Here is a 21,463-nt window from a genome sequence, read left to right on the forward strand (position 1 = left end):
GCTTATGACTTCGCCCCTGCGCACCTTCACCTCGGAGTCTGTTACCGAGGGACACCCCGACAAGATCTGTGATCAGATCAGTGACAGCATTCTTGACGCTTTGCTCGAAGAAGACCCGAGTGCTCGGGTCGCTGTTGAGACTCTCGTGACAACGGGGCTCGTGCATGTCGCTGGTGAAGTGACGACAACCGGCTATGCCGACATCCCCGCCATCGTGCGCGATCGCATTTCTTCCATCGGTTACAACTCGTCTGATGTTGGCTTTGATGGTCGTTCGTGCGGCGTATCCGTCTCAATCGGCGCCCAGTCTCCCGACATCGCGCAGGGTGTTGATCGTGCGCTCGAAGCGCGTGAAGGCAATTCAACAGACTCGCTGGATGTCTTGGGTGCCGGCGACCAGGGTGTCATGTTCGGATACGCCACTAACGAGACTCCGCAGCTCATGCCTGCCCCTGTGTGGTTTGCTCACCGCATGGCCGAGCGTCTCGCGGCTGTGCGCAAGGAGGGCTTGGTCGACTATTTGCGTCCGGACGGCAAGACTCAGGTCACCGTCGGCTACGAGGGATCGGTGCCGCGCAGCATTGAGACCGTCGTGTTGTCGACGCAGCATTCGCCGTCTGTTTCAACCGCCCAGTTGCGTCGTGAGATCGAAGAACTCGTCGTGCGACCGATTGCAGAAAGCGCCGGCCTCGATCTGTCGAACCTGCAATCCATTGTGAACCCAAGCGGCCGTTTCGAAATTGGTGGCCCTCAGGGTGATGCCGGGGTTACCGGTCGCAAGGTCATTGTTGATACTTACGGTGGGGCATCCCGTCACGGTGGGGGAGCATTCAGCGGCAAAGACCCCTCGAAGGTTGACCGTTCAGCGACCTATGCCATGCGCTGGGTCGCGAAGAATGCGGTTGCCGCAGGTCTTGCTGATCGTCTCGAAGTGCAAATCGCCTACGCGATTGGCCGGGCAGCACCGGTCAGCCTGTACGTCGAAACCTTTGGTACCGGTCATGTTTCTGACGAGGCCATTCTGGGCGCGATCCATGAGGTATTCGATCTGCGCCCCGGCGCGATCATCCGCGATCTCGATCTCTTGCGCCCCATTTACGCGAAGACTGCAACCTACGGTCACTTCGGTCGTGAGCTTCCTGAGTTCACGTGGGAGCGTCTTGACCGCGTTGAGGCTCTTCGCGGGGCCGCCGGGCTGTAGAGATGAGTGAAGCATCCATCGCTCGGGTGCTCATTGATTCGCCGCTGCCTCAACTCGACAGACTCTTTGACTACGCGGTTCCCGAGAAGTTTCGTGCCGAGGCGCGCGCTGGCGTTCGCGTCAAGGTTCCGCTGCGCACGCTCGGCCGGCTCGTGGAGGGCTGGATTGTTGAACTCACCGATACTGTGGCCTACGCAGGCAAGCTCAGCGAGCTCGAAGCGGTAATCTCTCCGTTCCCCGTATTGTCTCCAGAGGTGTGGACTCTGGCGCGCACGGCGGCGGATCGAGCGGCCGGCAACGCAGCCGATGTGCTGCGGTTGGGCATCCCGAAACGTCACGCTCGGGCGGAGAAGTCACTTCCCGACCCCGCGACGGTCACCTACGACCCGCCCCCTGAAGGGCATGCATTGTCGTACTTCGATGCGGGTGCCATCGGCACTCTTATCGCCGAGCACAAGCGGGCCGCGCTGGCCGCGCCGACCGGCGTAGCGGAGGTCGCTCCTGGCGTGTGGGTTGGCCGTTGGGCTGTCACGATGGCCGAACTCGCCTCGCAGGCTCTTGCTCGCGGCACGACCGCGATTCTGGCGACCCCCGACTTTCGTGATCAGGAACAACTTGAGGCAGCCGTCGGTGCTCTGCTGCCCGCTGAACGCGTGTTGAGATTGGATGCTCGCCAGAGCGTTCAGAAACGCTACGGCAACTTTTTGCGCACCCACGAAGACACCCCGTTCGTCATCATCGGCAATCGCTCTGCAGTGTATGCGCCAGCGTCTAACCTCGGGTTGATCGTAGTGTGGGACGACGGCGACCCGCTCTACAGCGAAAATCTCACGCCGTATATCCACACTAGGGATGCCGCACTGCTCCGCCAAGAACAACAGCACTGTTCGCTGGTGTTCATGAGCCATTCGCGTAGCACTGAAGTGCAACGACTCGTTGAAGTGGGGTGGCTAGCGGCCATCAGCCCCGGCGGCATTCGACCGCCGAAGGTCATCCCCACTGCAAACCAGGAGAGCCAAGACCGCCTGGCGGCCCTTGCTCGTATTCCCTCATCAGCGTGGAAGGCGGCGCGCGCCGGGCTCGACGAAGGTCCCGTGCTCGTGCAGGTGGCGCGCCCCGGCTACGCGCCCCGCTTGGCGTGCGCCGAATGCTCGCAGACTGCCCGCTGCACCACGTGCGCCGGTCCGCTTGCGCAACGGTCGGCATCGGCGACTCCCAGCTGCGTCTGGTGTGGCGCCCTTGCCGTCAAGTGGCGCTGTCGTGAATGTGACGGCACCCGACTGCGCATGGTTGGATCGGGCACCGGCCGTACCGCTGACGAACTAGGACGCGCCTTCCCTGGCTATCGAGTGATCGTCGCCGATGGCGAGCATCAGATCCTCACGGTGGCCAACGAGCCATCGCTCATCATTGCGACTCGAGGTGCTGAGCCGATCGCAGAGGGCGGCTACCGCGCCGTCATCCTGCTTGACGGCGCCGGAATGTTGGCGCGAGAGAGTTTGCGTGTTGCCGAGGACTGTCTTCGAGCGTGGTCAAACGCGATTGCTCTCGGCGCGGACGGCGCCCCCTCGGTCGTTGTTGGGGTCGGCGGCTCACTCGCGACAGCACTTGTCACGTGGCGCCAAGAAGATTTCGCTCAAGCTGAACTCGCCGATCGCCGTGAGTTGCGGTTTCCGCCGGCAGTGCGAGTCGCAACTCTCACGGGAAAAATTCCGCTCGTTTCGGATGCGATTAGCCAGCTGCCGGTCGCTGCGCTCGATGTGCTCGGCCCCGTCGATCTGCCCGATGGGCTGGTTCGCACCATCATCCGTTTCGATTACAAAGACGGAGCAGCCGTCGCTGAGCAACTCAAAGCACTCGTGGTGGCGGCCACGACGGTCTCCCGCAGCAGCCGCAAACCGGGGGCTCCACGCTCCAGCCAGCCGGCGCCCGGGCTTCGCGTTCATCTCGACGATCTGGAACCGTTTGTCGACCTGTAGCCCCAGCGTGCACCCGTTCGCGCTATTTCACGAGACAATTGGGGGATGACTTCGTTGCGACTTCTTTTTGCCGGTAGCCCCGAGGTTGCTGTTCCCAGTCTCGACGCGCTTGTGAACTCCGAGCACGAGGTGGCTGGCGTCCTCACCCGCACCGACTCACTGCAGGGTCGCCGACGCGTCATGACACCGACGCCAGTGGCCGCACGCGCTGAAGAAGCCGGAATCAGCGTGATTCGAGCCAATCGGCTCGACGCCGCTGCGGCATCCGCGATTACTGACCTCACTGTTGATCTGGGTGTGATCGTGGCCTACGGCGGGCTTGTTCCGGCTTCGGTTCTCACGATTCCGCGGCTCGGCTGGATCAACCTGCATTTCTCCCTCTTGCCGCACTGGCGCGGGGCTGCACCGGTGCAGCGCGCGATCATGGCCGGCGATGCCGTTTCAGGCGCAGCCGTCTTTCAACTCGTCGAACAGCTCGATGCTGGCGATGTTTTCGCGACGATGACTGAACCGATTGGCGCCCAGCAAACAGCAGGTTCGCTCCTGCAGCAGCTGTCCTTCTCGGGCGCTGATTTGCTCAGGGGCGTGGTCGATTCCATTGGCGCAGGCACTGCCACCGCGGTTCCGCAGACCGGCGACGTGACTCTCGCGCCCAAGTTGTCGCTCGAAGATGGGCGCATCGACTGGACAGAGCCCGCTCAGACAGTGCACAACCGCATTCGTGGCGTGACTCCCGAACCCGGTGCCTCGACGACAATCGACGGAGCACGGCTCAAGGTTCTTGAGGCCGCGATCGCTCGCGACGTCCCGACTCTCGCGCCGGGGCACTTCGATTTCGTCGGCAAGAAGGTTCTGGTCGGTACCGCAACCGAACCGCTCGAGCTTCTCCGGGTTCATCCCGAGGGACGTAAAGCAATGGATGCCGCAGCCTGGTGGCGCGGCCTTAACTCAGAATCAGAGGTGGTGGCTTCGTGAGCTACGCACAGTCAGCCCGTCGGGTCGCGCTCGACGTCATCATGGCGGTGCGCGAGTCGGATGCGTACGCGAACCTCCTGCTTCCCGTGCATCTTGAGCGCGCGAAACTGTCGAGCGCGGATGCCGGGCTTGCTACCGAACTGACCTACGGCACCTTGCGTATGCAGGGCTACTACGACGCGGTAATCGCTCAGGCGGCTGGCCGCGATGTCTCCAAGATTGACCCGCCTGTGCTCGACGTGTTGCGACTCGCCACGCATCAGTTGCTGTCGATGCGCGTTCCCTCGCACGCGGCAGTGGATGAGTCGGTGCGCCTCGCAAAGACGATTGGCTCGCGTTCCGCGGTTGGGTTTGTCAACGCGGTGCTGCGCGCGATCACTAAGCACGATGCTGATACCTGGCGCGAGCGAGTGATTGGTGCTGCTAGCTCGGGGGAGCAAGCTCTTGCGGTGACGTATTCGCATCCGTTGTGGGTGACCCGGGCCTTTCGGCAGGTGTTGGTTGCCGAGGGTCGCGAAGCTGAGCTCGAAGGGTTGCTCGCAGCAGACAACGTTCCCGCCCGGGTTTCGGTCGCGGCGCTTCCTGGTTTTTCGGAGATCGCCGACATCGATGTCACGCCGGCAGAATATTCACCGGTGGGCGGAACCTTGCGCGAAGGAGACCCGTCGAAGAACTCGGCAATTGCGGCAGGGCGGGCTCGAGTGCAAGACGAAGGATCGCAGATCGCGGCACTCGCGCTCAGCCGCGTTCGGCCCATACTGGCGGGGGAGTCGTGGCTCGATATGTGTGCCGGCCCCGGCGGTAAAGCCGCTCTGCTGGCCGCGGAAGCTCTGGAGGGTGGTGCCGTGCTCACCGCCAACGAACTGATTCCGGCCCGCGCCAAGCTCGTTCGCAACGCCCTCGCGGTCTTCGACGCTCCGCCCGAGGTCTGGGAGAAAGACGGCATCGATATCGGCGAGGAGCATCCCGAGCAGTTCGATCGTATCCTTCTCGATGCGCCATGCACCGGCCTTGGCGCGCTTCGCCGCCGCCCTGAAGCTCGCTGGCGTAAACAACCCGGCGATGTCGCTCAGCTGGGCGCGATTCAGACGGCGTTGCTGCAATCAGCGCTGAAGGCGCTGAAACCGGGTGGAGTGTTGGCATATGTCACCTGCTCGCCCCATGCCGCTGAGACCAAGGCGATTGTCGGTTCTGTGCTGCGCAAGGCCGAGGGCATCACCAAGATGGATACGCCATCCGTGGTTCAGAGTTTCTCGAAAGCAGAACTCGACCTGCCGGAGGCAACTCATGTCCAGCTCTGGCCGCACCGTCATGGCACAGATGCCATGTTCATCCAACTCCTCGCCAAAGCAGACTCCTAGATAGGCTCTCGGTATGTCAGTGCGTATTAGCCCCAGTATTCTCGCCGCCGATTTCGTCAACCTTGAGCGCGATATCGCGAAAATTTCGAATGCGGATTTCGTCCACGTTGACATCATGGACAACCATTTTGTGCCCAACCTCACGTTCGGTCTTCAAATGACGGAGCGAATTCAGCAGGTCTCAGCAATCCCGCTCGATGTGCATCTGATGATCACCGATCCCGACCGCTGGGCCCCCGAGTACGCTGACCTCGGCGCCTATGGCGTCACTTTCCACGCCGAAGCGGCGGCGGATGCGGTGGCTCTCGCCCGCACGCTGCGGGCGAAGGGTGCGCGAGCGGGCATCGCGGTCAAGCCGGGCACCGCTATCGAGCCCTACCTCGAGTTGCTCGAGGAATTCGACCAGGTTCTCGTGATGACGGTCGAACCGGGTTTTGGCGGCCAAAGCTTTATGGAAGAGACAATGCCGAAGCTGCGACAGCTGCGGGAGCTGGTCGACAAGCGCGGTCTCGACGTGTGGCTCGAAGTTGATGGCGGTGTCGATGAGCGCACGATTGAGATTGCTGCCGCCGCGGGCGCTGACACTTTTGTCGCGGGTTCTTCGGTCTATCGCGGAGATGATCCTTCGTTGCGTGTCTCTGAGCTGCGTGAGCGCGCCAGCGCGCACCGCCACTAAACAGCCGCGCGCTCTCGTCCACACCGCCGAGAGCGAACATCTGCAGACAGGGCATCCGCTAGCGCTGATTCTGTCTGCTCTTCTGGTTGACTGGTCGCATGACCGATTCAGGAAAAACTAAGCCAGAGGTCGAGTTCTACGCGGGCGATGCCCCCACCGAACTCGTCATTATTGACATTGAAGAGGGAACCGGCGCAGAAGCAACTGCTGGTTCTACCGTCGACGTGCACTACTTGGGCGTCGACTTTGAGACTCTCGAAGAGTTTGACTCTTCCTGGAGCCGGGGTGAGTCCATCAACTTCCCCCTCATGGCTCTCATTAGCGGGTGGCAAGAAGGAATCCCCGGCATGAAGGTGGGCGGCCGTCGCCAGCTCATCTGCCCGCCGCACCTTGCGTACGGGCCTGCTGGCGGAGGGCATCAGCTCTCCGGACGCACGTTGACGTTCGTCATCGACCTGCTCGGCACGAACTAGTCACCACGCGTTAGTCGTCATGCGGCAAGGGACCGCCCTCCGGGGCGGTACCCTTGACGTGTGAAAGACTTTGATGCACTTTTTGCTGAACTCAGCCGCAAAGCGGTAGAACGCCCCGCCGACTCTGGTTCGGTTGCCCTCTGGGATGCTGGCGTGCATGCGATCGGCAAGAAGGTCGTAGAAGAGGCTGCCGAAGTGTGGATGGCAGCCGAATACCAGTCTGACGAAGAAACCGCGGACGAAATCTCCCAACTGATTTATCACCTTCAGGTTCTGATGGTTGCCAAGGGGCTCAGCCCTGAGGACGTCTGGCGACATCTCTAACGCCTCGACGCCCCCTTTTCGCACCAATTGACTGAGAGCTGACATGTTAAGAATTGCAGTGCCCAATAAGGGTTCACTGAGCGAGACCGCTTCCGAAATGCTCTACGAAGCGGGCTACGTTGGCCGTCGCGACCCGCGTGCACTCAATGTGCGCGATGAACGCAACGGCGTCGAATTTTTCTACCTTCGCCCACGCGATATCGCGACCTACGTGGGCTCTGGAGCCCTCGACGTAGGAATTACCGGCCGCGACCTCCTGTTGGATTCCGGATCCACCGCGACAGAGATCGCCAGCCTCAACTTTGGCGATTCCACCTTCCGCTTTGCGGGTGAGCCTGGTCGCTTCACTGAGCTTTCGGACCTCAACGGAGTTCGCGTTGCCACCAGCTATGCCGGCCTCGTGGGCGCCTTCCTGGAGCGTCACGGTGTGACAGCCGAGCTCGTCAGTCTAGATGGTGCTGTTGAGTCAGCGATCCGACTCGGAGTTGCGGATGCTGTGGCCGACGTCGTATCGACAGGTTCGACGCTGCGGGCACAGGGTCTCGAAATCTTCGGTCCCGTCATCCTCGATTCAACCGCTGTATTGATTAGCTCAGGCAACGAAGTTGACGGCAGCGCGACACTCCAGCGTCGCCTCCAGGGCGTGCTTGTCGCTCGCCAATATGTACTCATCGACTACGACGTTCCGGTTGCGCTCCTCGAGGCCGCAACGAAGGTAACGCCCGGTATCGAGAGTCCAACCGTTTCTCCGCTCCAAGACCCTGCGTGGGTTGCGGTGCGCTCAATGGTGCGTCGCGTCGATACCAATCAGGTCATGGACGAGCTTCACGCGGTTGGGGCGCGCGCGATCTTGGTCAGCGCGATTCACGCAGCGAGGATCTAAAGTGGCGGTCGCAGTTCGGGTTATTCCCTGTCTCGATGTCGCCGACGGTCGCGTCGTCAAAGGCGTCAACTTCAAAGACTTGCGAGACGCGGGCGATCCAGTTTCTCTCGCTCGGCTGTACTACGAGCAGGGCGCCGACGAAGTGACGTTTCTCGACGTGACAGCCACGGTCGAAGGTCGCGCGACGATGTACGAAGTCGTACGCTCCGCCGCCGAGCAAATCTTTATTCCCCTGACTGTCGGCGGGGGAGTGCGTGAGCCAGATGATGTCTCCAAACTCCTCGCCCACGGCGCAGACAAAGTCGGCGTCAATAGCGCTGCGCTTGCTCGCCCGCAGCTCATTGATGACATCGCTCACCGTTTTGGGGCACAGGTCCTCGTGCTGAGCCTCGACATCAAACGCCGCGGCGATGGCTGGATCGTCACTACTCACGGTGGCCGCACTGAAACTGACCGCGATGCGCTCGAATGGGCCCGTGAAGCCATGGAACGCGGTGCAGGGGAGTTGCTCGTCAATTCGATCGATGCGGATGGCACGAAAGAGGGCTTTGACCTCGAACTTGTGTCCGCGATCAGCGAGTTTGCGACCGTCCCGGTCATCGCCAGTGGTGGAGCGGGCAAAGTCGAACACTTCGCGCCGGCCATCGATGCCGGCGCTGATGCCGTGCTCGCAGCATCCGTTTTCCACAGTCGCCAGTTGACAGTAGGAGACGTTAAAGCTTCACTCAACAGTCATGGATTGGTTACACGATGAGCGATGAACTCACTCTGGAGACCGTCAGCGATGTGCTTGAACGCGCACAGTTCGCCGCCGATGGTTTGTTGCCGGCGATCATTCAGCAGTGGGACACCAAAGAGGTACTCATGCTTGGCTACATGAACGCTGAGGCGCTGACCCGAACGCTAACCGAGGGTCGCGTGACGTTTTATAGCCGTAGCCGCCAAGAGCTATGGCGCAAGGGTGACACGAGCGGACACCGCCAATACGTGCGCACCGCTGCCCTCGACTGCGACCGCGACGCACTGTTAGTCGGCGTCGAGCAGGTCGGTCCGGCATGCCACACCGGCGCACACTCGTGCTTCGAAGTAGATCCGCTCCTGCCGCACCAAGGGTTCTCCGATGAATAGCACGACGAGTCGCGAAGAATTTGAGTCGCTGGTCGCCAGCGGTCATCGTGTTGTGCCCGTCATCCGTCAGCTTTTTGCCGACGGTGAAACCCCCGTCGGCGTCTATCGCAAGCTCGCCAAGGCAAACCCGGGAACGTTTTTGCTTGAGTCGGCAGGTCAGGGAGGCATCTGGTCGCGATTCTCGTTCGTGGGCGTCGCCAGCTTCGGTGTTCTTACCCAACACGATCACAGCGTCGAGTGGATCGATTATGGGATGCCGCGCGAGCGCATCCTCGGCGACGATTGCCCGACGGCTCCTCTCGAAGCACTCGCGCATCTCAACGAGCGTTGGAAGACGCCCCGAGTTGAGGGCCACCCACCGCTCACCGGTGGTCTTGTCGGCTTCATCGGGTGGGAAGCCGTTCGCGAGCTGGAGAACCTTCCCGATGCGCCGCCCGCTGACTTCGAAGTTCCAAGCCAGGCGCTGAGCTTCGTTTCCGATCTCGTGGTGCTCGACCACCGTTTCGGCACGGTCATGCTCATCTCGACTGCGTTGAATGACGGGCACCAAGACCCGGAGGAGATGTGGACGGAAACCCAATCTCGACTCGACGTGCTCCAGTCTGGTCTTGCTCAACCCACGGATGCCTTTCTCGCTGATGTAGATATCGAGATCGATCCGGAGCCGACTTCGCGCTCCACGCCGGCAGAGTATGCCACGGCGATCGAGAAGTCGAAGGAGTTCATCCGCGATGGGGATGTCTTCCAAGTCGTGATCTCGCAGCGCTTCGACCACGAGGTTTCGGCGACGCCGCTCGACGTCTACCGCGTCTTGCGCACTCTTAACCCGTCGCCCTATATGTACTTACTGTCGCTTGTCGACATGGATGGTCGTCCGTATTCGATCGTCGGCGCGAGTCCTGAAGCACTCGTGAAGGTTTCCCAGAAGCGGGTGCACATGCATCCGATCGCGGGTTCGCGACCGCGTGGGGCTGACACCGAGCGCGACCTCGAACTTGCCGAAGAGCTACTGGCCGACACGAAAGAACGTGCCGAACATCTGATGCTTGTCGACCTCGCGCGCAATGACCTCTTGAAGGTCTGCACGCCGGGAACCGTCGCCGTCACCGAGTTCATGCAGGTTGAGCGCTTTAGCCACATCATGCACCTCGTATCATCCGTCGAAGGCGATCTGAGGCCTGAAGCCTCCGCGGTCGATGTATTTCGCGCTACATTTCCTGCTGGCACGCTCTCGGGCGCACCCAAGCCTCGCGCCCTCGAGATTATCGATGAACTCGAACCGGCTCAGCGCGGTGTGTACGGGGGAGTCGTTGGCTACTTCGACTTCGCCGGTGATGCTGATCTCGCGATTGCTATCCGCACAGTAACGATCGTGGATGGCGTTGCTCGCGTTCAAGCCGGGGCCGGCCTTGTCGCCGATTCAGATCCGGCCGCTGAGCACCAAGAGGCTCAGAACAAGGCTGCGGCGCCCCTTCGCGCTGTCGCGGTCGCTAATGCGATGACTCACCTCAGTTCATGAACTGGAAACGCTCACGTTCGATCGTGCTGAGCAGCCTGGTGCTGCTTGGCGCAGTGGTGATGCTCTCGTGGACGCAACGCTGGTTCACGATCACCCTCCAGAATGACGTGAGCGTTGAGGTTCTCGGCAGCGACGTTGCGGGAGCGCTGGCTGCGCTCGCGCTCTCAACGTTTGCTCTCGTCGCTGCCCTCGGTATCGCGTCGGTGTTCTTGCGCCGCGTTCTCGGCGTCATCGCCGCCATCGTCGGCGGGATTGTCGTTGCAGTCAGCCAGGCAACGTTGGCTGATCCGGCGCGAGCGGCATCCGAGTTGATTACCGAAGCGACCGGCATCAGCGGTATTGAGTCGATTCGGGCCTTAGTGGTTGGCATCGACGGCAGTGTGTGGTCGGTTACGGCGCTCATCGCTGGAATCCTCATCATGGTTGTCGGTGTTGCGGCCGCTGTTTCGGCGAAGCACTGGCCTACCGCGACCAAGAAATATGATCGAACTACCGCTGTCGTTGCCGATGATCCGGCATCGCAGTGGGATGCTCAAAGTCGAGGAATAGACCCGACTAAGGGCTGATTGGCAACGCCGAGCGGGTTACTCCCGCTACAATTTAGGATCAGCAAAGAATGGAGCCTGATGAGTACTGATACTGACCCCGGCCACGGAAATTCCCCGGCGGCATGGACCGCCGTAGTGATCATGTTGGTCGCGTTCACGATCGGAACCTTCGCTTTTTGGTTCAACCTTGCGTGGCTCGTATTCGCATCGGCTGGGCTGGTCGTCGTTGGTCTCATTGTTGGCCAGGTGCTGAAGAAGCTTGGCTATGGCGTGGGTGGAGACAAGCTCACCCCCAAGCCTCACAGTTAGAGTGCTCTCCGATTTAGTTGACGGCGCGCTCGAAGATGCCGCCGTCCGCCGTGAGTCCGTCAGCCTCGCTGATGTAGAACGTGCTGCTGCTGACGCGCTTCCGGCGTTGGATGCGCTTGAGGCATTGGCTCCGCGCGAGCAGGTGCACATCATTGCGGAGATCAAACGGTCAAGCCCGTCTCGCGGAGCGTTGGCCGAAATTAGCGATCCCGCTTCTCTTGCGACGTCGTACCAAACCGGCGGAGCAAGCGCAATTAGCGTTCTGACGGAACAGCGTCGCTTTGGCGGCTCTCTTGAAGACCTCGTGACAGTGAAATCGATCGTGCGACTTCCGGTGCTTCGCAAGGACTTCATCGCGGAGCCCTATCAGGTGTTCGAGGCGCGTGCCGCTGGTGCCGACCTCGTCTTGCTGATCGTGGCCGCTCTGGAACAGGAAAAGCTTCGCAGTCTCTATGACCTCATCGTCGAGCTGGGCATGACGCCGCTCGTCGAAACACACTCCGCAGACGAGGTCTCTCGTGCTCTCGATGTTGGCGCCAGCCTTGTCGGCGTCAACGCGCGCAACTTGAGCACCTTCGAACTCGATCAGAATCTCTTTGGTGAGCTTGCCGATCAGATTCCTAGCGGAGTCATCCGTATCGCAGAGTCAGCAGTCAAGACGGCTGCTGATGTCGCGCACTACCGCAACGCGGGCGCCGATGTCGTTCTGGTTGGCGAGGCTCTCGTCACTGGCGATCCGATCGCCACGTTGCAAGACTTTTTGGACTGCTAATGCTGAAAGATGAACTAGGCCCCTACTTTGGTGAGTTCGGTGGTCGATTCGTTCCCGAGTCGCTCATTGCTGCTCTCGACGAACTAGACGCGGCCTATAACGAAGCCAAGAACGACCCGGAGTTTGCCGCTGAGCTTGCTGAGCTGCACGCAAGCTACACCGGTCGCCCGTCGATCATCACCGAGATCCCGCGGTTTGCCGAGCACGCGGGCGGAGCCCGCATCATCCTCAAGCGTGAAGACCTCAACCACACGGGTTCGCACAAGATAAACAATGTGCTCGGTCAGGCGTTGCTTGCCCGTCGCTTGGGCAAGACCCGCCTCATTGCTGAGACCGGCGCCGGACAACACGGTGTGGCGACGGCCACCGCCGCTGCGCTCTTCGGCATGTCTTGCGTCGTTTACATGGGCGAGGTCGACACTGAGCGTCAAGCGCTCAATGTTGCCCGCATGCGCCTGCTCGGTGCCGAAGTTATTCCGGTCACCGCAGGGTCTCGCACGCTCAAAGACGCTATCAACGAGGGCTTGCGCGATTGGGTCGCCAACGTCGATGACAGCCACTACCTCATGGGTACCGTTGCCGGTCCGCATCCGTTCCCGGTGATGGTTCGTGATTTCCACCGCGTTATTGGTGATGAAGCTCGCGAACAGGTCCTGAAACTGACGGGCGCGCTACCGGATGCCGTCGTGGCGTGTGTTGGCGGTGGCAGCAATGCCATGGGTATCTTCCACGCCTTCCTCGACGACGCTGACGTTGCGCTCTATGGCTACGAGGCCGCTGGAGAGGGCCACCTGACGGAACGTCACGCGGCTACGCTCACCCGCGGTCGTCCCGGTGTTCTCCACGGCGCGCGCAGCTACATGCTGCAAGACGCTGAGGGCCAAACAATCGAGTCGCACTCCATCTCTGCCGGTCTCGACTACCCCGGAGTAGGTCCCGAGCATTCGTGGCTGAAAGACATCGGTCGAGCCAACTATGAGCCGATTACCGATGCTGAAGCCATGGAGGCTCTGCGCCTGCTCAGTCGTACCGAGGGAATCATTCCTGCGATCGAGTCGGCACATGCCCTCGCCGGCGCGATCAAGCTCGGCAAGGAACTCGGCCCGGATTCGGTCATCCTCGTAAACCTCAGCGGTCGCGGCGACAAAGACATGGAAACTGCGGCGGAATACTTCGATCTGATCGATTCGGCCGAGAAAGCTGCAGCGGCCGACAAGAAGGCGTCCGATAAAAAGGCGGCCGACGAGCAGAACGCTCCGGGGGAGAAGGCATGAGTGCTGTAGAAGAAGCAATCGCTCAGGCCAATCGTGACCGTGCGGGTGCCCTCATCGGCTATTTGCCTGTCGGTTTTCCCACCGTTGCTGAGAGCATCGAAGCTGCTGTGGCACTCGCCGAGAATGGCGTAGACGTCATTGAGCTTGGCCTGCCGTACTCAGACCCCGTCATGGACGGCCCTGCTATTCAGAAGGCCACCCAGCTCGCGCTTTCCAACGGCTTCCGTTTGCAAGACGGGTTCGACGCGGTCGCCGAGATCACGTCTCGAGTGTCGACTCCGGTGGTTCTGATGAGCTATTGGAATCCGATCATGCAGTACGGTGTCGACCGTTTTGCTGACGAACTCAAGGCTGCTGGCGGAGCGGGCATCATTACGCCTGACCTCGTGAGTGATGAAGCCACTGAGTGGATTGCCGCCTCCGAGCGTACGGGTCTTGACCGCATTTTCTTGGCCGCTCCGTCATCCAGTGACGAACGTCTCGTGCGCGCTGTTGAGGCCAGCACCGGTTTTGTCTACGCCGTATCGACCATGGGCATCACTGGAGCTCGTTCCGATGTTGATATCGCCGCCAAAACGCTCGTGGCACGCCTGCGTCAGGCAGGTTCCACGAGTGCATGTGTCGGGCTTGGCATCTCGACTGCTGAGCAGGTTCGCGAAGTTCTCACCTACGCGGATGGCGCCATCGTGGGGTCCGTTTTCGTTAGTGCGTTGTCTTCCGGTGGGGTGGATGCTGTCGCTAAAACGGCCGCGTCGCTTTCGACCGGTACTCTTGCTTAGTCGCAGTTCAGAAAGGTCACCGTTTTGTCACTAGTGCCGTTGAGCATTCCCAGTCCGCCTGATTCATGGGCGACGCTCGTTACCCTCCCGTTCGGCCAGTGGTTTAGCAACCTGGGCCTTAATTTCGGCAGCACGGTCGTGATTCACACCTACGCGATCTGCATTCTGATCGGCATTGTCGCGGCAACGTGGCTGACCTCGCGTCGATTGACTCGTCACGGTGCAGAGCCCGGGATCGTCATTGACATCATCATCTGGGCTGTCCCGCTTGGCCTGGTAGGCGCTCGTTTGTACCACGTGTTCACCCATCCTGGCGATTACTTCTACGAGGGCGCAGACCCGTGGGAGATCATTCGCATCTGGAACGGTGGCAACGCCATCTTCGGATCGCTGATCGGTGGCGCTGTCGGTGCCTACATCGGTGCTCGCCTGACAGGCATCCGTTTCTGGAGCTTTGCGGATGCACTTGCTCCCGCAATTCTGCTCGCTCAGGCCATTGGCCGCCTCGGCAACTACTTCAATCACGAACTCTTTGGTCAGCCGACGGCGTTGCCGTGGGGCCTCGAGATCGAGGCAGGCAACTCTGCGATTCCCGCGGGATTGCCGGTCGATACGCTATTCCACCCGACGTTCCTCTACGAAATGATCTGGAACGTTGTCGGTATTGTCTTCTTGCTCACGATGGAGCGCCAGTATGGCTTCGTGAAAAAGCACGTTCTCGGCCTCACCGTGCCCGTCTTCACCGCAGTGGGCCCCGTTCGCTTGCAGTGGGGAAAAGTGTGGGCGCTCTACATGATTTGGTATGGCATCGGCCGCTCATGGTTCGAGTCCATCCGGATTGACCCCAGTGAGGTCTACTTCGGTTTGCGCGTGAACGTCTGGGGAGCAATCTTCACAGTCGCGCTCGGCATCGTGCTTTACATCGTTCAGTCACGTCGTCATGTCGGCCGCGAAAAGAGCGCCTACGTTGACGGTCACGTCTGGAGTGCCGATGGTGTTGTAAACTCCGATGAAAGATATTCCGAGCATGACATTGTCGTCAGCGCTGCGGAGGAGTCCGCTCCTGTCGTAGATTCGAAATAGTCCGCCACAAGCGGCCACACCCCCTCAGGCCTGAATCAGGTACTGATTTTCTTTGGGCCATAGAAGTCCCTCTCCGCACCAGTAATACGTGAGGACGGTACGGCATGGCTGTTACCCCACCCTTTGAACGCTTTGGTTCCATTCCCGCAGCACAGGGAATGTATGACCCAGCTAATGAGAAAGATGCCTGTGGCCTTGCCATGGTGGCGACGCTTCGCGGCACGCCAGGGCATGACATTATTGCGACCGCTCTCGAGGCGCTTCGCAACCTCGAACACCGCGGGGCCGTAGGGTCCGATGCGGGCACCGGTGACGGTGCCGGCATCATGACGCAGATCCCGGATGCTTTCTTCCGTGACGTGGTTGATTTCGAGCTGCCTTCTGTAGGCCGCTACGCCGTCGGCATCGCGTTTTTGCCGCTCGACAGCGTGGCTCGTGATGACGTCAAGCGTGGCATCGAAGAGCTGGCAGAAGAGGAAGACCTCACCGTGTTGGGATGGCGCACCGTGCCGACCCAGCCGGGCGAGCTTGGTTCGCTCGCACGGGGCGCTATGCCGGCATTCGAGCAGTTGTTCCTGCAGTCAAAGCGGGTCGATCTCAAGGGCACGCTTCGCGGCATCCACCTTGATCGCCAGACCTACCGCTTGCGCAAGCGCGCGGAGCGGGATCTGCACGTCTACTTCCCGTCCCTGTCGTGCCGCACCATTACCTATAAGGGGATGGTCACGACGCTGCAGCTCGAGCCGTTCTATCCTGACCTGTCAGATGAACGCTTTGCCTCGAAGCTCGCTCTCGTGCACTCGCGGTATTCCACCAACACGTTCCCGTCATGGCCGCTCGCGCAGCCGTTCCGCATGGTCGCGCATAACGGTGAGATTAACACGGTGCAGGGTAACCGCAACTGGATGCGCGCGCGCCAGTCGCAGCTTGAATCTGCCGTTTTTGGCGACATCAAGGACATTCTGCCGGTCAACACGCCTGGCGCTAGCGACTCGGCGTCGTTCGATGAAGTTGTTGAGCTTCTTAACCTCGCTGGCCGTCCGCTGCCGCACGCCATGATGATGATGGTTCCGGAAGCGTATGAGAACCAGACCGACACCGATCCTCGTCGCCGTGCATTCTACGAATACCACTCGATGCTTATGGAGCCGTGGGATGGCCCCGCCGCCCTGGTCTTCACCGACGGTTCGCTCGTAGGCGCGACTCTCGACCGCAATGGACTCCGCCCCGGTCGCTACCTTGTTACCGACGACGGCCTTGTCGTGTTGGCGAGTGAGATTGGCGTCTTCGACATCGAGCCGACGAAGGTCGTGCGCAAGGGTCGGCTTCGTCCGGGCAAGATGTTCCTTGTCGATACGGCTGCCGGTCGTCTTATTGAAGATGATGAAATCAAGGCCGAGCTTGCTGCGTCGCGTCCCTGGGCTGAGTGGCTTGAGAGCGGTCGCATCGCTCTCGAAGAACTTCCCGAACGCGAACACATCGTGCACACGCCGGCGTCAGTTACGCGCCGCCAACGTACCTTCGGCTACACCGAGGAAGAAGTTCGCATTCTCATCGAGCCGATGTCGCGACTCGGTGCCGAACCGCTGGGTGCGATGGGCTCCGATACTCCTATTGCGGTGCTGTCTCAACGACCTCGCTTGTTGTTCGACTACTTCACGCAGCAGTTCGCTCAGGTGACGAATCCGCCGCTCGACTCGATCCGAGAGGCCGTCGTTACGTCGATGCGCCTCGGTGTTGGCCCGCAGCGCAACTTGCTCAGCGCAACTCAAGACCACGCAAGGCAAGTCGCGCTAGCGTTCCCGGTGATTGACAACGATGAGCTAGCGAAAATCCAGCACATCGAGCCTCATCCGGGCAGCCGCTTGGCTACCACGATCAAGGGTCTCTATCGAGTGGACGCTGGTCCGTCTGCGATGCAAAAGCGTCTTGATGAGATGTGCGCCGAAGCTGACGCCGCTATTGCCGACGGCGCAGAGTTCATCGTGCTCTCCGACCGCGATTCCAACAAGGACTTGGCACCGATTCCCTCGTTGCTCATGCTGGCAACGGTTCACCACCACCTCATCCGCCAAGAAGAGCGCATGAAGGTCGGCATGATCGTCGAAGCTGGCGACGTGCGTGAAGTTCACCATGTTGCGCTGCTAGTGGGTTATGGCGCTTCCGCCATCAACCCCTACCTCGCTATGGAGTCAGCTGAAGAGCTCGTGCGTAATGGCACGATCACCGACATCACTCCCGACAAGGCTGTTCGCAACCTGATCACCGCTCTCGGTAAGGGCGTTCTGAAGATCATGTCCAAAATGGGCATCTCTGTTGTCAGCTCCTACGCTGGCGCTCAGGCTTTCGAAGCTGTTGGTTTGTCGCAGGCCTTTGTCGACCAGTACTTCACCGGAACCACGAGCATCTTGGGGGGAGTCGGTCTCGACGCGATTGCCCGCGAGAACGCTGCCCGCCACGTAGCGGCGTACCCCGAAGACCGCGCGCCCACGGTTCACGAACGACTCAACACGGGTGGCGAGTACCAGTGGCGTCGCGAGGGCCCGCCCCATCTCTTCAATCCAGAGACAGTTTTCAAGCTGCAGCACTCGACTCGCACGCGCCGCTATGACATCTTCCGCGAGTACACCTCGAAGGTCGATGAGCAGGCCGAAGCGCTGATGACCCTCCGCGGGCTCTTTAAGTTCAACATGACGGACCGCACGCCGGTTCCGATTGACGAGGTTGAACCGATCTCGAGCATCGTCAAGCGCTTCAGCACCGGTGCGATGAGCTACGGATCGATTAGCAAGGAAGCGCACGAAACGCTCGCTATTGCTATGAACCAGCTCGGCGCGCGCTCGAACACTGGTGAGGGCGGGGAGGATGTCGATCGACTTCTTGATCCCACTCGCCGCAGTGCAATCAAGCAGGTGGCATCCGGTCGCTTTGGCGTCACGAGCATGTACTTGACGCACGCTGACGACATCCAGATCAAGATGGCTCAGGGAGCGAAGCCTGGTGAGGGCGGCCAGCTTCCTGCGGGCAAGGTTTACCCCTGGATTGCGCGCACTCGTCATGGCACTCCTGGCGTCGGCCTCATTTCGCCGCCTCCGCATCACGACATCTATTCGATCGAAGACCTTAAGCAATTGATCTTCGATCTCAAGCGTTCGAACCCTTCGGCGCGTGTGCACGTCAAGCTCGTAAGCCAAAAGGGCATTGGTGCTGTTGCTGCCGGTGTCACCAAGGCAAAGGCTGATGTCGTGCTGGTGTCTGGCCACGACGGCGGAACGGGTGCTAGCCCGCTCAACTCGCTTAAGCACGCCGGAACGCCGTGGGAAATCGGTCTCGCTGAGACGCAGCAGACGCTCATGCTCAATGGCATGCGCGATCGCGTTGTGGTGCAGGTAGACGGTCAGATGAAGACCGGTCGTGACGTCATCATTGGTGCGCTCCTTGGAGCCGAAGAATACGGTTTCGCCACCGCACCTCTGGTCGTTTCTGGGTGCATCCTCATGCGTGTGTGTCATCTCGACACGTGCCCGGTCGGTGTTGCCACGCAAAACCCCGAGCTTCGCGAGCGTTTCACCGGCAAGCCAGAGTTCGTCGTCAACTTCTTCGAGTTCTTGGCTCAAGAAGTTCGCGAATACCTCGCTGAGCTCGGTTTCCGCACTCTTGAGGAAGCCATTGGGCACAGCGAAATTCTCGACGTCAACCGCGCTATTTCACACTGGAAGACTGACGGTCTCGACCTGTCGCCTGTGTTCGATGGTCCGGAGTTCAGCGACACTGAGCCTCGCACGCACGGCGTCGAACAAGACCACGAGCTTGCTGAGCACTTTGACCAGCAGTTGATTGCCCTGAGCGAGGCTGCTCTTGAACGCAAAGAGCCGGTCTCGATTGATCTTCGCGTTCGCAACACTGACCGAGCGGTCGGCACGATGCTCGGTCACCATGTCACGTTGCGCCACGGTGAGCACGGCTTGCCTGCCGACACGATCTCGATCACTCTGCACGGTTCCGCTGGTCAGTCGTTGGCCGCCTTCGTGCCAGCCGGTATTTCGATCAAGCTTTATGGCGACAGCAATGACTACGTCGGAAAGGGGTTGTCTGGCGGTTCTGTCGTCGTACGCCCCGACCTCACGAGCACGTTTGCTGCGGAGACCAACGTGATCGCCGGAAACGTTATCGGTTATGGCGCTACGAGCGGCAGCATCTTCATTCGCGGCAAGGTCGGCGAACGATTCATGGTGCGCAACTCGGGAGCCACGGCCGTCGCGGAGGGCGTTGGTGACCATGCTTTGGAGTACATGACCGGTGGCCTCGTGCTCATTTTGGGTGCCACAGGCCGCAACCTCGGCGCTGGAATGTCAGGCGGAACCGCCTACATCCACCAGCTGCGTGAAGAGCGCGTCAACAGTGATTCGCTGAGCTCTGGTGAACTCCAGCTGAGCGGACTTGGCGGCGCCGATATTGAGATCGTCAAGGATCTCCTCGAACGTCATCTCGAAGAGACCGGGTCAGTGGTTGCCGAAGGCATGCTGGCCGATATGGATGCCACGGCAGCCCAGTTCACGAAGGTCACCCCACGTGATTACGCGGCTGTCATCCAGACTCGAGAGACTGCATTAGCCGAGGGACTCGACCCCGACGGGGACGTTACCTGGGCTCGAATTAGGGAGGTAACCGGTGGCTGATCCCAAGGGATTCCTCAAGGTTCAAGAGCGTGAATTGCCGAAGCGGCGCCCCGTCAGCCTGCGGCTGATGGATTACAAAGAGGTCTACGAGCAACAGGAGTCGGGCCAATTGGCTCGTCAGGCCGGTCGTTGCATGGATTGTGGTGTGCCGTTCTGTCATCAGGGTTGCCCACTCGGCAACCTGATTCCAGAGTGGAACGACCTGATGCGTCGTGGGGAGAGCGCTGAAGCAATTGAGCGCCTCCACGCGACCAATAACTTCCCGGAGTTCACGGGCCGGTTGTGTCCAGCACCGTGTGAGAGCTCGTGTGTGCTGGGAATCAACCAGCCTGCCGTCACGATCAAGCAGATCGAGGTATCGATCATTGATCAGGCGTTTGCTGATGGCAACGTCACGCCGCATCCTCCTGGACGGTTGACCGGCAAGACTGTAGCGGTCGTTGGCTCAGGACCTGCTGGTCTTGCCGCAGCCCAGCAACTGACGCGTGCAGGTCACACCGTCGCCGTCTTTGAACGTGAAGACCGCATCGGCGGACTGCTGCGCTATGGCATCCCCGATTTCAAGATGGAAAAACGCCACATCGAGTTGCGGTTAGCTCAGATGCAGGCAGAAGGAACTCGTTTCCGTGCCGGCGTCAACATCGGCGTCGACATTTCGTGGAGCGATCTTCGTACGCGCTATGACGCTGTCGTAGTCGCTACTGGCTCCACCGTTCCGCGCGACCTTCCCATTCCTGGCCGTGATGCACTTGGCGTTCATTTCGCCATGGAATATCTCGTTCAGTCGAACCGTGCCGTTGCCGGTGACACCGTGAGCGAGCAGGTCACCGCAGAAGGCAAGCACGTCGTCGTGCTCGGTGGTGGAGACACCGGTGCTGATTGCATCGGCACCGCGCACCGTCAGGGTGCACTGTCTGTCACAAACCTTGCGATCGGCGTGCAGCCTCCCTCGGAGCGTCCGGAACACCAGCCGTGGCCATTGACTCCGACGCTGTTCGAGGTGTCGAGTGCCCACGAAGAGGGCGGCGAGCGTGAATACCTTGCGTCGACGGTGGAGTTCTTGACAAACTCTGTCGGCGAAGTTCGCGCGATTCGTGTCGCTGAGACCGAGTTCCTCGACGGCCGTCGAGTTCCCAAGGCTGGAACCGAGCGGGAGATTCCTGCCGACCTGGTTCTTCTCGCACTGGGCTTCACCGGTCCGGAAACAGAGACGCTTTCTCGTCAACTTCCTCTTGAGGCGGATGCGCGAGGCAACTTGACTCGCGATGAAAGCTACGAGACCGCAACCCCCGGCGTATACGTTGTCGGAGATGCTGGCCGTGGGCAGTCGCTTATCGTCTGGGCGATCGCCGAAGGCCGGGCTGCGGCATCCGCTGTAGATCGCTATCTTGAAGGGGAGACGCTGTTGCCGTTCCCCGTCCGTCCGGACGATCGCGGTATGACCCTCTAGAAGCTCCACTACTACCACCACCACCACCACCACCACCACCACCACCACCA

General features: G+C 60.6%; 19 protein-coding genes. All 19 read left to right on the forward strand.

Going from position 1 to position 21,463, the window contains the following annotated elements; genetic code table 11:
- Positions 1–4 precede the first annotated feature (4 nt).
- The 19 genes from metK (at position 5) to I6E60_RS08410 (ending at position 21,413) form a co-directional block, all read left to right on the forward strand.
- Positions 5–1,201 (forward strand): methionine adenosyltransferase, encoded by a 1,197-nt coding sequence (metK, locus tag I6E60_RS08320; protein WP_197124611.1) that lies wholly within the window; start codon positions 5–7, stop codon positions 1,199–1,201.
- A 2-nt stretch (positions 1,202–1,203) separates the two neighbouring features.
- Positions 1,204–3,180, forward strand: a complete 1,977-nt coding sequence (locus tag I6E60_RS08325) for a primosomal protein N' (RefSeq protein ID WP_197179673.1) — start codon at positions 1,204–1,206, stop codon at positions 3,178–3,180.
- A gap of 54 nt (positions 3,181–3,234) precedes the next feature.
- On the forward strand, positions 3,235–4,155 hold the full coding sequence (gene fmt, locus I6E60_RS08330) for a methionyl-tRNA formyltransferase (RefSeq protein WP_197180060.1): 921 nt from the start codon (positions 3,235–3,237) through the stop codon (positions 4,153–4,155).
- Complete coding sequence (locus I6E60_RS08335) at positions 4,152–5,516, forward strand: RsmB/NOP family class I SAM-dependent RNA methyltransferase (RefSeq protein ID WP_197179675.1); 1,365 nt, start codon at positions 4,152–4,154, stop codon at positions 5,514–5,516. The genes fmt and I6E60_RS08335 overlap by 4 nt, the downstream gene beginning before the upstream one ends.
- A gap of 13 nt (positions 5,517–5,529) precedes the next feature.
- Positions 5,530–6,192 carry a ribulose-phosphate 3-epimerase gene (gene rpe / locus I6E60_RS08340; protein WP_197179677.1) on the forward strand — a complete coding sequence of 221 codons (663 nt, stop codon included), beginning with the start codon at positions 5,530–5,532 and terminating at the stop codon, positions 6,190–6,192.
- Positions 6,193–6,290: 98 nt separating this feature from the next.
- Positions 6,291–6,665: an FKBP-type peptidyl-prolyl cis-trans isomerase gene (locus I6E60_RS08345; protein WP_197105681.1), complete on the forward strand. Its 375-nt coding sequence runs from the start codon at positions 6,291–6,293 to the stop codon at positions 6,663–6,665.
- Between the two features lie 60 nt (positions 6,666–6,725).
- The gene (locus tag I6E60_RS08350) at positions 6,726–6,989 is read left to right on the forward strand and encodes a phosphoribosyl-ATP diphosphatase (protein ID WP_197124619.1); all 264 of its coding nucleotides are present in this window, start codon (positions 6,726–6,728) and stop codon (positions 6,987–6,989) included.
- A gap of 43 nt (positions 6,990–7,032) precedes the next feature.
- Positions 7,033–7,872, forward strand: coding sequence for an ATP phosphoribosyltransferase (hisG, locus tag I6E60_RS08355; RefSeq protein ID WP_197179680.1), 840 nt, complete (start codon positions 7,033–7,035; stop codon positions 7,870–7,872).
- 1 nt (position 7,873) lies between these two features.
- On the forward strand, positions 7,874–8,626 hold the full coding sequence (gene hisF, locus I6E60_RS08360) for an imidazole glycerol phosphate synthase subunit HisF (RefSeq protein WP_197124622.1): 753 nt from the start codon (positions 7,874–7,876) through the stop codon (positions 8,624–8,626).
- A complete protein-coding gene (hisI, locus tag I6E60_RS08365) occupies positions 8,623–9,000 on the forward strand; it encodes a phosphoribosyl-AMP cyclohydrolase (RefSeq protein ID WP_197124624.1) in 378 nt (125 codons plus the stop codon). The genes hisF and hisI overlap by 4 nt, the downstream gene beginning before the upstream one ends.
- Entirely contained in the window at positions 8,993–10,519 is a 1,527-nt protein-coding gene (locus I6E60_RS08370) for an anthranilate synthase component I (protein ID WP_197179682.1), read from the forward strand. The genes hisI and I6E60_RS08370 overlap by 8 nt, the downstream gene beginning before the upstream one ends.
- Positions 10,516–11,085, forward strand: coding sequence for a Trp biosynthesis-associated membrane protein (locus tag I6E60_RS08375; protein WP_197179684.1), 570 nt, complete (start codon positions 10,516–10,518; stop codon positions 11,083–11,085). The genes I6E60_RS08370 and I6E60_RS08375 overlap by 4 nt, the downstream gene beginning before the upstream one ends.
- 60 nt (positions 11,086–11,145) lie before the next feature.
- Positions 11,146–11,376, forward strand: a complete 231-nt coding sequence (locus I6E60_RS08380) for a DUF6704 family protein (RefSeq protein ID WP_197124630.1) — start codon at positions 11,146–11,148, stop codon at positions 11,374–11,376.
- A 1-nt stretch (position 11,377) separates the two neighbouring features.
- Positions 11,378–12,148, forward strand: coding sequence for an indole-3-glycerol phosphate synthase TrpC (gene trpC / locus I6E60_RS08385; RefSeq protein ID WP_197124632.1), 771 nt, complete (start codon positions 11,378–11,380; stop codon positions 12,146–12,148).
- Positions 12,148–13,422 (forward strand): tryptophan synthase subunit beta, encoded by a 1,275-nt coding sequence (trpB, locus tag I6E60_RS08390; RefSeq protein WP_197124634.1) that lies wholly within the window; start codon positions 12,148–12,150, stop codon positions 13,420–13,422. The genes trpC and trpB overlap by 1 nt, the downstream gene beginning before the upstream one ends.
- A complete protein-coding gene (gene trpA / locus I6E60_RS08395) occupies positions 13,419–14,201 on the forward strand; it encodes a tryptophan synthase subunit alpha (protein WP_197124636.1) in 783 nt (260 codons plus the stop codon). The genes trpB and trpA overlap by 4 nt, the downstream gene beginning before the upstream one ends.
- A 24-nt stretch (positions 14,202–14,225) precedes the next feature.
- Positions 14,226–15,284, forward strand: coding sequence for a prolipoprotein diacylglyceryl transferase (gene lgt, locus I6E60_RS08400; RefSeq protein ID WP_231601168.1), 1,059 nt, complete (start codon positions 14,226–14,228; stop codon positions 15,282–15,284).
- Between the two features lie 104 nt (positions 15,285–15,388).
- Entirely contained in the window at positions 15,389–19,963 is a 4,575-nt protein-coding gene (gltB, locus tag I6E60_RS08405; protein WP_197179686.1) for a glutamate synthase large subunit, read from the forward strand.
- Entirely contained in the window at positions 19,956–21,413 is a 1,458-nt protein-coding gene (locus I6E60_RS08410) for a glutamate synthase subunit beta (protein ID WP_197154378.1), read from the forward strand. The genes gltB and I6E60_RS08410 overlap by 8 nt, the downstream gene beginning before the upstream one ends.
- Positions 21,414–21,463: the final 50 nt, after the last annotated feature.

This window comes from Salinibacterium sp. SWN167, assembly GCF_015864665.1.
In the GTDB taxonomy this organism is placed as follows: Bacteria; Actinomycetota; Actinomycetes; order Actinomycetales; family Microbacteriaceae; genus Rhodoglobus.

Coding starts and splice junctions, on each gene's coding strand:
- gltB (WP_197179686.1), top strand. CDS start 15,389: ATGGCTGTTACCCCACCCTTTGAACGCTTTGGTTCCATTCCCGCAGCA.
- trpA (WP_197124636.1), top strand. CDS start 13,419: ATGAGTGCTGTAGAAGAAGCAATCGCTCAGGCCAATCGTGACCGTGCG.
- I6E60_RS08345 (WP_197105681.1), top strand. CDS start 6,291: ATGACCGATTCAGGAAAAACTAAGCCAGAGGTCGAGTTCTACGCGGGC.
- trpB (WP_197124634.1), top strand. CDS start 12,148: ATGCTGAAAGATGAACTAGGCCCCTACTTTGGTGAGTTCGGTGGTCGA.
- I6E60_RS08370 (WP_197179682.1), top strand. CDS start 8,993: ATGAATAGCACGACGAGTCGCGAAGAATTTGAGTCGCTGGTCGCCAGC.
- I6E60_RS08375 (WP_197179684.1), top strand. CDS start 10,516: ATGAACTGGAAACGCTCACGTTCGATCGTGCTGAGCAGCCTGGTGCTG.
- rpe (WP_197179677.1), top strand. CDS start 5,530: ATGTCAGTGCGTATTAGCCCCAGTATTCTCGCCGCCGATTTCGTCAAC.
- metK (WP_197124611.1), top strand. CDS start 5: ATGACTTCGCCCCTGCGCACCTTCACCTCGGAGTCTGTTACCGAGGGA.
- I6E60_RS08380 (WP_197124630.1), top strand. CDS start 11,146: ATGAGTACTGATACTGACCCCGGCCACGGAAATTCCCCGGCGGCATGG.
- hisG (WP_197179680.1), top strand. CDS start 7,033: ATGTTAAGAATTGCAGTGCCCAATAAGGGTTCACTGAGCGAGACCGCT.
- I6E60_RS08325 (WP_197179673.1), top strand. CDS start 1,204: ATGAGTGAAGCATCCATCGCTCGGGTGCTCATTGATTCGCCGCTGCCT.
- hisI (WP_197124624.1), top strand. CDS start 8,623: ATGAGCGATGAACTCACTCTGGAGACCGTCAGCGATGTGCTTGAACGC.